Below are 11945 nucleotides of genomic sequence, written 5' to 3'. Positions count from 1 at the left end.
ACTCAAGCTGCCGATGCTCGGCCGATGAGCGGCGCAAACATGGTAAAGCCGCTGGTGCAGGCGGCGAGCCTCACGCTGTTGCGTGGCGCGGCGCTCGTGGCGTCGCCGTGGAAAAACGGCGGCGGCGTCACGCGCGAAATCGCGGCGGCGCCCATGGTCTCGCAGGCCGCCGCATCGCTGGACACGTTCGCGTGGCGCGTGAGCGTGGCCGACGTCGCGCAGGCGGGGCCGTTCTCGCGCTTCGAAGGCGTCGATCGCACGCTGGTGCTGCTGGAAGGCGCGGGCATGCTGCTCGACGAAGCGGGCAGCACGCACGCACTCACGCAGCCGCTTGACGTCGCGCGTTTTGCCGGCGAGGCGGCGATCGATGCGCGCCTCGTCAATGGCGCCACGCGCGATTTCAACCTGATGGTGCGACGCGGCGCGGCGCGCGGCACGCTGGAAGTGTGGCGCGAAAACGCGCGGTACAACCTGCGCGCACAAACGGTGCTGCTGTACTGCGCGCAAGGCGAACAAGACGTGCGCATAGATGGCGATCGGGAGGTGCAGCTCGAGGCTGGCGACACGCTGCGCATCGATACGCCCGACGCGCAGCGTCCCCTGCAAATCGAAACGTGCGGCGCGGGCGCGTTGCTCGCCGTGGCGCTGGACATGCTGGACGCGCCGCCGCAAGACATTACGGACACGGTATCGCGCGATGCCGTGCGCACTTCATGAAACGCACGCTCTGGCAGAACCTCAAGCTTTGTCCTCATGGCGATCCGGGTCATACCGTCGAAAATGCGGCGCTCGCCGTGGAAGACGGCAAGATCGCATGGCTCGGCGCAGCGCAAGACCTGCCCGCGCACTTCACCGAATGGCCGCGCGAGGATCTGGGCGGCGCCTGGGTCACGCCCGGCCTCGTGGACTGCCACACACACCTGGTCTACGGCGGTCAGCGCGCCGACGAATTCGCGCAGCGTCTTGCAGGCGTGAGCTACGAAGAAATTGCGCGGCAGGGCGGCGGCATCGTCTCGACGGTGCGCGCCACGCGCGCCGCCGACGAAGCGTCGCTCTATGCGCAGTCGGCGCCACGGCTCGAGGCGTTGCTCGCGGAAGGCGTGACGGCGGTCGAGATCAAGTCGGGCTACGGCCTCGATCTGGCCAGCGAGCGCAAGATGCTGCGTGTCGCGCGCGAACTGGGCGAGCGCTATCCGGTCACGGTGCGCACCACGTTCCTCGGCGCGCATGCGTTGCCGCCCGAGTTCGTGGGCCGCGCCGACGACTATATCGACGAAGTGTGCGAACGCATGCTGCCCGCGCTGGCCGACGAAGGACTCGTCGATGCCGTCGATGTGTTCTGCGAACGAATCGGCTTCTCGCTCGCGCAGAGCGAGCGCGTGTTCGAGGCGGCCGCACTGCGCAAGCTCGCGGTCAAGATGCACGCCGAGCAGCTTTCCAACAGCGGCGGCGCGGCGCTCGCGGCGCGTCACGGCGCGTTGTCGGCCGACCATCTGGAATTTCTCGACGAAGCAGGCGTCGCCGCGATGAAGGCCGCTGGCACCGTGGCCGTGCTGCTGCCCGGCGCGTACTACTTCATCCGCGAAACGCAGCTTCCGCCGCTGGAATTGCTGCGGCGCTACGAGGTGCCGATCGCCATTTCGACCGACAGCAACCCGGGCACGTCGCCCGCGACGTCGCTGCTGCTCATGATGAACATGGCGACCACGTTGTTCCGCATGACGGTGCCCGAAGTGCTGCAGGGTGTCACGCGGCATGCCGCGCAGGCATTCGGCGACGCGGAGCGTCATGGCACGCTTGCGGTCGGCCGCCCCGCGGACTTCGCCGTATGGCCGGTGCAATCGCTCGCGGAACTTGCCTACTGGATCGGCCGTCCGCTTTGCGCCCGCGTGGTGCGCGGCGGCGAGACCGTTTTCGAGCGCCGCGCATTCGAGCGGCGCATTTGAGCGCTATTTTCACGCATGAATCACACCATCGAAACGAATCAGGCTTCAGGCGCGCTCTTTGCCGCGCAAGCGTATCTGCCCGACGGCTGGCGGCGCAATGTGCTGCTCGAATGGGATGCGGCGGGCACGCTGCGCAGCGTGAGGCCCGATCTGGCGCAGGCGCCGAGCGGCGTCGCCCATGCGGCAGGCCCGATCTTGCCTGGCATGCCTAATCTTCATTCGCACGCGTTCCAGCGCGCCATGGCCGGCCTCACCGAATATCGCGCGAATCCCACGGATAGCTTCTGGAGCTGGCGCGACCTGATGTATCGCTTCGCGGCGCGCATCACGCCCGACGATCTGGGCGCAACCGCGCGCTGGCTCTACGTCGAAATGCTGAAGGCGGGCTATACGTCGGTTTGTGAATTCCACTACGTGCATCACGCGCAGGACGGCCAGCGTTACGCGAGCCCCGCGGAACTGGCGCAGCGCGTGGTCGATGCGGCGGACGTCACCGGCATCGGCATGACGATGCTGCCCGTGCTCTATCAGTACAGCGGCTTCGGCGCGCGCGCGCCGCGTGACGATCAGCGCCGCTTCATCAACACGCCGGAGCAGTTGCTCGGCATCGTCGAGGCGCTGCGCGCGTGGCGGCCCGAGCATGGCGCGCTGCGCTACGGGGTCGCGCCGCATTCGCTGCGCGCCGTTTCGCACGAATCGTTGCGCGCGCTGCTCGAAGGTCTCGACCGCTCGACGCCGGGCGCGCCGGTGCACATCCACATTGCCGAACAGACGGCGGAAGTGGAAGCCTGCATCGCGACGGAAGGCGCGCGGCCGGTGCAATGGCTGCTAGACCGCTTCGACGTGAACGCGCGCTGGTGCCTCGTTCATGCCACGCACATCGATGCGCAGGAAACCGCAGCACTGGCGAAGCGTGGTGCGATTGCCGGCCTGTGCCTCACGACCGAGGCCAACCTGGGCGATGGCATTTTCCCGGCACGCGATTATCTCGATGCGGGCGGCGCGTTCGGCGTGGGTTCGGACAGCCATATCGGCGTGGACTGGCGCGCCGAGTTGCGCCTGCTCGAATACGGCCAGCGGCTCGCACGGCGCGAGCGCAACGTGCTGGCCGCGGCGCACCAGGCGCAGGTGGCCGACCGGCTCTTCGACGCGGCGCTCGCTGGCGGCGCAAGCGCGACCGGCCGCGAGGTGGGCGCATTGAAAGCGGGCGCTCGCGCGGACTGGATCGTGCTCGACGCGCAGCATCCGAATCTGGCGGAGCAGAAGCCGCACACGTGGCTTTCTTCCGTGGTGTTCTGCGAACATGGCGAGACGCCGGTCCTCGACGTCTACACGGGCGGGGAAAAAATCGTGGAAGGGCGACGCCATCGCGACGAGGCGCGCCTCTACGCCGACTATCGCGCCGCGCTCGCACGATTGCTGGCCGAAGACTGAGCGGCGAACGCGAGCCCACGCGCCACTTGAGAGACTACATTTCCATGACCGATATCTTTACTCTGGAACGCGGCACAGCGCCGCTCATCATTTCGATTCCCCATCTGGGCACGCATATTCCCGCTGCGATGCACGGCCAGTATACGGACATCGCGTTGACCGTCGCGGACACGGACTGGCATCTCGATCGCCTTTACGCGTTCGCGAAGGCGCTCGGTGCGACCGTGCTTGGCGCGCGTGTCTCGCGTTATGTGATCGACCTCAATCGTCCGCCGAACGACGAGAGTCTCTATCCCGGCCAGACCACCACCTCCCTATGCCCGACCGAGACGTTTCGCGGCGAGCCCGTGTATCGCGAGGGTTGCGCGCCCGACGCGGCGGAGCGCCAGCGTCGCGTGCAGACGTTCTGGCAGCCGTATCACGACACGCTGGCCGCCGAATTGAAGCGCTTGCGCGCGGCGCATGCGAATGTATTGCTGTGGGAAGCGCATTCGATCGCGAGCGTATTGCCGCGTCTGTTCGACGACAAGCTGCCCGACCTGAATATCGGCACGCAGGACGGCCGCACGGCGAACGCGGCGGTGCAGGCGCGCGCCGAATGCACGGCGGCGGCAAGCGGCTATACGTGGGTGGCGAACGGGCGCTTCAAGGGCGGCTATATCACGCGCCACTTCGGCGCGCCGCAGAATGGCGTGCATGCGATTCAGCTCGAGATGTGCCAGTCCGTGTACATGAAGGAAACCGCGCCGTTCGACTATGTGCCCGCGCTCGCGGAGCGAGTGCAGCCGGCGTTGCGTGAGATGGTGGGTGGCGCGCTGGAGGCTATCGAGGCGTTGAACGCGGCAGCGGTGTAAGCAGTCCGGGCTGTTTGTGAGCGCAACGGCTCTGGATCGAACGACCCAGAGCCGTTTTGCGTTGAGAAGCGGTGGACGAAGCCGATCTGCGCGCCACGCGCATCGGCGTCGGGCCAGGCGAGTGACAGGCCCCGATGCGCGGCCCCGCCGAAGACCGCAACCTGCATTGACTTCGCGGAATAGTCATGTCACGCGTCCTTGCTCGTATCCGTATCCGTAGCCGTATCCGCGCGCGGCGCCGTTCCCGTCCAGCGCCGGTACGCATGGCGAAAGCTGCGCGGCTCGCTGTAGCCGAGCCGTTCCGCGATCGCCGCGACCGTCAGCGCGGGGTCGTCGAGCAGCCGGGCCGCTTCGTCGCGACGCACTTCGTCGCGCAGCGACTGAAACGTGATGCCGTCCTTGTCGAGCCGGCGGCGCAACGTGCGCTCCGTCATGTGCAGCGCGTTTGCGAGCGACGTCATCGACTTCAGGTGCGACAGGTCGCGTCCCATCATCTCCTTCGCACGATCGGCGAAGCGCGTGCCGACCGATGCGGCCCACTGCCGCTCGAGTGCTTCGCACTGGCCGTGCAGCGCGTTGAAGCTGACTTCGTTCGCGAGGCGTGGCGTCTCCGAGCCATTCACCGAGGTGAACACGAGAGCGTTTTCGCCGGCATTGAACACGACCTTGCAGCCGAAGTGACGCGCGTAGTCCGCGCCGTGCTCCGGCGTGCTTCGCGCGAGGTGCAGCCGCTCGGGTGAGACCGGTTTGCCGACGAGGTCGGACACGATCAGGCGCAGGCTGGACAGGCACATATCGACCTGAAAGACCTCGAGATCGGGCTCGCCGTTGTAGCTGCCGATCGTCACGCTCATGCCGTGCGCGCACGCCTGAATGCGCACGTCGAAATACAGCCCCATGAACAGCGGAAACTGGCTCATGCACTGTACTGCCTGCATGACCGAGCTGCTGATCAGCATCGCGTACCCGGCGAGCCCGAGGGTCGAAACATGGAGTCGCGCGCCGATCGAGAGGCCGATCGACGGCACGCCGCTGCATAGCAGCAAGTTGCGGAAGCAGCGCTGCTCCTGCGCGCGATTCACGTGCAGGTTCGGCGACGCGACTTCGTCCGCGCCGAACCCCGTGCCTTCCAGCACGGTCGCGCTGTCGATTTGCCGCTCACGGCACTCGTCGAGCGCGACCGCGATCGCGTGGACGGTCGCGGGAATGTCCTGCTGGCGCGCGGTCGGACGCGCGCGGCCGGGCGCAGAACGCTGCTTGCATTCTGCGCGGCTCTGATTGCGATCGGACCTGCTGTCCATGGGGCGGATCGGGGCCTGGCGGGAACAGGCCGTAAAAATTAACCGGAATGGCCGCGAAACGCCAGTGGGGTATGCCGCGACCGGGCTGCCCCGCCCGTGCGCGCAAACGCGTCCGGAAATATCCCTCGATTACGTCCGCTTTTCTCATTCACCCGCGATTTTTTGGCGCAACACACTCGTGCTCGAGTCCGGGGACGCCAGCGTTGCCGGCCGAACGAGGGTTGAAGTCATGGACACCATCCATGTGAGGACAGCATGAGAGACGACAGGCCAGGTCGATGCGCGCCCGGTGCCGCGACGCACGCATTCACGCAGCGCGCGAAGTGCCCCGGCGGCGCATCGGGGCCCGCCCAGGTGCTGGGACTCTCGACGCTGGTGATCTTCGGGCTGGCTTACATGCTGCCGCTGACGGTGTTCACTACCTACGGAATCGTCACCCGCGAGACGCACGGCCATCTGACGGCCGCATACGCGGTCACGCTGGTCGCGATGCTGTTCACGGCGTGCAGCTACGGCCACATGGCGCGGCTGATGCCAGGCGCGGGCTCCGCCTACACGTACGCGAGCCGCAACTTCGGTGCGTCGGCCGGCTTCATGGTTGGCTGGGCGCTCCTGATGGACTACCTGTTCATCCCGATGATCGGTTACCTCGTCATCGGGATCTACATGAAACAGCTGTTTCCGCTGGTGCCCTCGAGCGTGTGGATCGTGGCGAGCATCGCACTCGTCACCGGGCTGAACATCGTCGGCATCCGGCTAGTCAATCGCGTGAACCTGATGCTGATCGCCAGCCAGCTGGTGTTCATCGCGATCTTTTTCAGCGCGTCTGCGCGGTTCGCGGCCGGGCGCGGCAGCGCGATTTCGATCGTGTTGCCGGCGTCGGGCGACGCGGGCGCGATCTTCGCAGGCTCCGCGATCCTGTGCCTGTCCTTTCTCGGCTTCGACGCGGTGTCCACACTGTCGGAGGAAACGCGCGAGCCGCGCCGCACGGTGCCACGCGCGATGCTGCTCTGCACGCTGCTGAGCGGCCTGCTATTCATGCTGATCGCGTATGCGGGGCAGGTCGTGTTTCCGGACTGGCACGCGTTCAGGGATCTCGATTCGGCCAGCCTCGAACTGATGCAGCGGATCGGCGGCGGCATGCTGTCGGCGCTGTTCGTCGCGGTCTACGTTGCCGGCTGCTTCGCGAGCGCGATGGCCGGGCAGGCGAGCGTGACGCGCGTGCTGTTCGCGATGGGCCGCGACCAGGTGCTGCCGGCATGCGTATTCGGCCATCTGCATGCGCGGCTGCGCACGCCGGTGCGCGCGACACTCGCGGTCGGCGTCGTGTCGCTGTCCGCGCTGCTCATCACGCTCGATCTCGCGTCGACGATGATCAGCTTCGGCGCACTGGTCGCGTTCGCCGTCGTGAACCTGTGCGTGATGCGTAGCTATCTCGTGCGGTCGGAGCATCGCCGCTTCGCGGGCTGGATCACGTTCGGCCTGATGCCGGCGATCGGCTTCGCGCTGAACGTGTGGCTCTGGTCGGGGCTGTCGCGCCAGACGTTCTATGTCGGCAGCGGCTGGCTCGCGCTCGGCCTCTGCCAGCTCGTGTGGCTGACGCGCGGCTTCACGCGGCCGGCCCCGAAGCTGACGATGAATTGAATGACCGGTCGCGCAAGGCAGGTATTGAACCCTCAAGGAGGACTGGGACATGAGCGATGTAAGCGTCAATCTCGATACTGCGGATCTGCAGGCGCTCGGCAAACGCCACCTGCTGATGCACTTCACGCACGCCGACGCATACGGCGACAACGCGCTGACCGTGTTCGACCGTGGCGAGGGCTGCTGGCTCGTCGACCGCAACGGCAGGCGCTATTTCGACGGGCTGGCCGGGCTCTATTGCGTGCAGGTCGGCTACAGCCGCGGCGCCGAGATCGGCGACGCGATCCGCGAGCAGATGGTGCGGCTGCCGTTCGCGACCAACTGGGGCTACGGCCACGAACCCGCGATCCGGCTCGCGCACAAGCTGGCCGCGCTCGCGCCGGACGGCCTGAAGCGCGTGTTCTTCACGTCGAGCGGCTCGGAGTCGAACGAATCGGCGATCAAGCTGGTGCGCCAGTATCACCAGGCGCGTGGCGAGCCGCAGCGGCGCAAGTTCATCGCGCGTCGCGTCGCGTATCACGGTACGTCTTTCGGCGCGCTTGCGCTGAATGGGATGACCGACTTCCGCAAGCACTTCGAGCCGCTGATGGCGGGCGTGCGGCACGTCAGCAACACGAAGCGCTACCGCCGCCCAGCCGGCGAGACGCAAGCGCAGTTCACGGAATACCTGCTCGACGAGATCGAATCGCTGATCGTGCAGGAAGGTCCCGACACCGTCGCGGCGATCGTCGTCGAACCGCTGCAGAACGCTGGCGGCAGCCTGACGCCGCCGCCCGGCTACGCGGCGGGGCTGCGCGTGCTCTGCGACCGGTACGGCGTGCTGCTGGTCGCGGACGAGGTGATCTGCGGGTTCGGCCGGCTCGGCGAACATTTCGGGTCGCGGCGCTACGGGCTGCAGCCGGACATCCTGACGTTCGCGAAGGGCGTCGCGTCGGGCTACGTGCCGCTCGGAGGCATGATCGCGACCGACGCGGTCGTCGATACGGTGCTCGAGGGGCCGCAGCGGATGTTCCTGCACGGCGCGACGTACGGCGGGCATCCGGTCGCGTGCACGGCCGCGCTCGCGAACCTGGCGATCATGGAGCGGGAAGGCGTGCTCGAGAACGTGCGCGAGAACCAGGCGTTCTTCCGCCGCACGCTCGACGCGCTGCTCGAGCTGCCGTGTGTCGGCGACGTGCGCGGCGACGGCTATCATTACTCGCTCGAACTCGTGACCGACAAGGCCGCGCGCGCCTGGGCGACTGGCATCAGCGCGCAGACGTTCGTGTCGACGCTGCTCGCGCCGGCGATTTTCGATGCGGGGCTGCTATGCCGGGCCGCCGTCGATCACGAGGGCACGCCGATCGTGCAGTTCTCGCCGCCGCTCGTGATGTCGCGCGAAGAGATCGCGTGGTTCGCCGCGCAGATCCGCCACATCCTCATCGACACGTTTGCGCGGGCGACGCGTTGAGCGCCGCCGGCGTAACGAAAGGGAGCATTCGATGCGAACGTCACACCAACCCTATATTGACGGACCGTGGTTCGATCCCGCCGATGCGCGGTCGATCGACGTGATCGATCGGGCCATGGGCCGGCCGTATGCGCCGCTCAGGATCGGCAGCCCAGCCGACGTCGACCGCGCGGTCCGCGCGAAGTTCGCCCCCGAGTATCTGGAGACGAAGGGCACGACGCGTTACACGCAAAGCGACGCGCAATGAAGTTCCTGATCGCCCGGATGAACCACGAGACGAACACCTTCTCGCCGGTGCGAACGCCGCTGTCGGCGTTCGGCTGGAACGGCCCCGACTGGGGCTACGACGCGTATCGCGCGAACCGCGGGATGCGTACCGCAATGGCCGCGTTCCTCGATGCGGCCCGGCGTGCGGGCGCCGAGGTCGCGACGCCGGTGTCGGCGGCTGCGAACCCCAGCGGCCCGGTCGCGGCCGACGCGTATGCGGCGATCTGCGACGCGATCGTTGCGGCCGCACCGGGCTGCGACGCGGTGATGCTCGACCTGCACGGCGCAATGGTCGCCGAGCAAAGCGCGGACGGCGAGGGTGACCTGCTCGCACGCGTGCGCGCGGCGCTGCCCGATGCGCCGATCGCGGTTGCGCTCGACCTGCACGCGAACGTCACGCAGAAGATGATCGACCACGCGGACGTGATCGTCAGCTTCAAGACCTATCCGCACGTCGACATGTATGAAACCGGCGAGCACGCGGCGCGCCTGCTGCTCGACCGGCTCCACGGCCGTGTGCGGCCCGTGCTCGCATGGCGGCAGCCGCCGCTGATGACGTCGACGCTGCGCAGCGCGACCGCCGAAGGCGCGATGCGGCGCGCAGTGGAAGCCGCGCGGGCGGCCGAGGCCGAGGTCGATGGCGTGCTCGCGGTGTCGGTGCTGCCGGGCTTCTCGCTGGCGGACATTCCCGCGCCGTGCATCAGTGTGGTCGCGGTCGGCGACGGCAACCGCGCGGCGGCCGATGCCGTTGCTGAGCGCATCGCACGGCAGATCTGGGACGCGCGCGACGAATTCGTGTATCGCAGCGCGCCGCTCGCGGAATCGGTCGCGCGGGCGGCGGCGCTTGCGCGTGGCGCGCAGCGGCCCGTGCTGATGCTCGATCACGGCGACAACTGCATGTCGGGCGGCCCGTGCGATACGATGGACCTGCTCGAGGCGGCGCTCGCGCACGGGCTCGACGGCATCGTCAGCGGGCCGCTGTGCGATCCCGAGGCGGTGGCGCAACTGATCGGCGCCGGTGTCGGCGCGGCCGTCACCGTGCTGGTCGGCAACAGGTTTCCGTCGCACGGCGGGGCGCAGCGCGCGCGCTTCCGCGCAACCGGCGTCGTGCGGGCGATCACCGACGGCGAATACGTGATCACGGGGCCGACCTATACAGGGCAGCGTTCGCACATGGGCCGCAGTGTGGTGCTCGACCTCGGCCCGGCGACGCTCGTCGTCACCGAGCGTACGCAGGAGCCGTGGGATCTTGGCGTGTTCGAGAGCGTCGGCATCGATCCGCGCCGCGCGCGATTCCTGCTGCTGAAATCGCGGATGTACTGCCGGCCGGTGTTCGTGCCGATCGCAGCCGCGCTCGTCGAATGCGACAGCCGCGGCGTCACGAGTTCCGACTACGGGCTGTTCCGATACGAGCGGCTCGCGCGGCCCGTGTATCCACTCGATGCGGTCGACCGCTGGAACGGCGCGCGCTACAACAGCCACTCGATCGGCAGGATGGAAAAGAACCAGACGCCCAGACGCTGATTCCATTTCGTGTTGGGCTCGGTGCCGTAGCGTACGACCGTACCGTCGGCGAGGCGGGTCCAGTAGAGTTTGCCGTTCGTGTCGAGGTGCGCCTGGTAGGCAAGCTCCGGCACGCGCGTCCAGAACGCCTGCTCAATCTGACCCGCGAGCGTGGGGCTCTCGATCACGAGCCCAAGCTCGGTATTGAGCTTGGCCGAGCGCGGATCGAAATTCACCGAGCCGACGAAAACGCGCTCCGCATCTACGGCGAAGGTCTTGGCGTGGAGGCTCGACCCCGAACTGCCGAAGGGGCCCTTGCCCGTTTCCGTGCTGGCGCCCGCCGCGCGCCGCAGCTCGAACAGTTCGACGCCGCCTTCTAGCAGCGCCACGCGGCGCCGGGCATAGCCGGAGTGAACGGCGGCGACATCGGTGGCTTCGAGCGAGTTCGTGAGCACGCGCACGGTCACGCCCTCTGCGGCGAGCTGGGTGAAGTACTTCGTGCCCACTTCGCCCGGTACGAAGTACGGCGAAACCAGATCGAGTTCGCGGTGCGGATCGCCCACTATCTCGTGCAACTGGCTGAGAATGAGCGTTTCCTGCGGGGCCGTGCCGAGTGCTTTCGTCGGGTCGTCGCTGACCAGTTGCGTTTTGGCCCATTCGAGCGGCAATGTGCCGTCGAGCAGGCGGCGCACGTCGGTCGTCTTGCGCAGCGCTTCGAGGTAGTCCGCGGCGCCGGGATCGTTGCGCGCCGCCAGCGCGGCGCGATCGAGCGTGGCCAGTGCGTCGGGCGCCACGTACGGGAGGATTTGCGACGCCGGGAATGACGATGCACTGGCCCAGTAACGGTCGAAGTCGTGCGCGACATCGGTGGCGGCGGGGCCGATGGCGAGTACATCGAGGTCGGCGAACACCACGCCGTCCGTCGCGCCGAAATATTCATCGCCGATATTGCGGCCGCCCAGAATGGTCGCCGCGCCGTCAGCCGTGAGCGACTTGTTGTGCATGCGCCGGTTCAGCCGCGAAAACTCGGTGAGGAACCCGATGGATTTGGGCTTGCGTGTGGCAAACGGATTGAAGAGGCGCACCTCGACGTTGGGATGCCCATTGAGCGCGGCGAGCGTGGCATCGAGCGAGGACGGAATGCCGTTGTCGTCGAGCAGCAAGCGCACGCGCACGCCGCGGTCGGCGGCCTCGCGGAGTTCTTCGAGCAACAGGGTGCCGGTGAGATCGTTGCGCCAGATGTAGTACTGGACGTCGAGCGTGCGCTGGGCGCTGCGTACGAGCGCCACGCGCGAGGCGAAGGCTTCGAGCGGATTCGAGAGTGGATCGATGCCGGTGAAGTCGGGATGGGTGGCGAGTTCGGCTGCGACGGCGGTGCCCAGTCGAGTCGATCGGGCCTCGGCCGGCGAAAGCGCCGTGGACGGCGTGCGTTCGCCGAGCGGCGGCAACTGCTGGCAGGCGGCAAGGCCGGTGGCAAGACAGGTGACAAGCGCCATCACACATAGCGGCAATGCCGTGGTCCGCAGATTTCGCAGTCCGTCTGCAA

10 protein-coding genes are annotated in these 11945 nt (G+C 67.6%); 8 read left to right on the top strand and 2 right to left on the bottom strand.

From position 1 onward, the window contains the following. The first annotated feature begins 39 nt into the window (after positions 1 to 39). From BMI01S_RS26395 to hutG, 4 genes are read left to right on the top strand one after another with little or no spacing between them, the layout of a single operon-like run. Positions 40 to 717: a HutD/Ves family protein gene (locus BMI01S_RS26395; protein ID WP_081901411.1), complete on the top strand. Its 678-nt coding sequence runs from the start codon at positions 40 to 42 to the stop codon at positions 715 to 717. Then, positions 714 to 1946, top strand: a complete 1233-nt coding sequence (hutI, locus tag BMI01S_RS26390) for an imidazolonepropionase (protein WP_028231954.1) — start codon at positions 714 to 716, stop codon at positions 1944 to 1946. Before BMI01S_RS26395 ends, hutI begins: the two co-directional genes overlap by 4 nt. Before the next feature lie 15 nt (positions 1947 to 1961). After that, positions 1962 to 3380 (top strand): formimidoylglutamate deiminase, encoded by a 1419-nt coding sequence (locus tag BMI01S_RS26385; RefSeq protein WP_036045948.1) that lies wholly within the window; start codon positions 1962 to 1964, stop codon positions 3378 to 3380. A 44-nt stretch (positions 3381 to 3424) separates the two neighbouring features. Continuing rightward, on the top strand, positions 3425 to 4234 hold the full coding sequence (gene hutG / locus BMI01S_RS26380; RefSeq protein ID WP_028231952.1) for an N-formylglutamate deformylase: 810 nt from the start codon (positions 3425 to 3427) through the stop codon (positions 4232 to 4234). A gap of 188 nt (positions 4235 to 4422) precedes the next feature. On the opposite strand, the gene BMI01S_RS26375 is transcribed toward hutG, so the two are convergent. Further along, positions 4423 to 5535 (bottom strand): AraC family transcriptional regulator, encoded by a 1113-nt coding sequence (locus tag BMI01S_RS26375; RefSeq protein ID WP_028231951.1) that lies wholly within the window; start codon positions 5533 to 5535, stop codon positions 4423 to 4425. A gap of 255 nt (positions 5536 to 5790) precedes the next feature. On the opposite strand from BMI01S_RS26375, the gene BMI01S_RS26370 reads away from it, so the two are divergent. Genes BMI01S_RS26370 through BMI01S_RS26355 form a run of 4 tightly spaced genes read left to right on the top strand, consistent with a single transcriptional unit; the run spans position 5791 to position 10420 of the window. Further along, positions 5791 to 7179: an APC family permease gene (locus BMI01S_RS26370; protein ID WP_028231950.1), complete on the top strand. Its 1389-nt coding sequence runs from the start codon at positions 5791 to 5793 to the stop codon at positions 7177 to 7179. Between the two features lie 49 nt (positions 7180 to 7228). Beyond that, the gene (locus BMI01S_RS26365; RefSeq protein WP_028231949.1) at positions 7229 to 8629 is read left to right on the top strand and encodes an aspartate aminotransferase family protein; all 1401 of its coding nucleotides are present in this window, start codon (positions 7229 to 7231) and stop codon (positions 8627 to 8629) included. Between the two features lie 31 nt (positions 8630 to 8660). Beyond that, a complete protein-coding gene (locus tag BMI01S_RS26360) occupies positions 8661 to 8876 on the top strand; it encodes a hypothetical protein (RefSeq protein WP_028231948.1) in 216 nt (71 codons plus the stop codon). After that, the gene (locus BMI01S_RS26355; RefSeq protein WP_042290994.1) at positions 8873 to 10420 is read left to right on the top strand and encodes a M81 family metallopeptidase; all 1548 of its coding nucleotides are present in this window, start codon (positions 8873 to 8875) and stop codon (positions 10418 to 10420) included. The genes BMI01S_RS26360 and BMI01S_RS26355 overlap by 4 nt, the downstream gene beginning before the upstream one ends. Here the strand turns inward: BMI01S_RS26355 and BMI01S_RS26350 are convergent. Next, positions 10366 to 11895, bottom strand: coding sequence for a phospholipase D family protein (locus BMI01S_RS26350; protein WP_042290991.1), 1530 nt, complete (start codon positions 11893 to 11895; stop codon positions 10366 to 10368). The two genes, BMI01S_RS26355 and BMI01S_RS26350, sit on opposite strands and share 55 nt — an antisense overlap. Positions 11896 to 11945 lie beyond the last annotated feature (50 nt).

Source organism: Paraburkholderia mimosarum LMG 23256 = NBRC 106338 (assembly GCF_000739815.1).
GTDB classification, from domain to species: Bacteria; Pseudomonadota; Gammaproteobacteria; order Burkholderiales; family Burkholderiaceae; genus Paraburkholderia; species Paraburkholderia mimosarum.
Note: the sequence above shows the minus strand (reverse complement) of the source record. Positions and strands in the feature narration are given on the sequence as shown.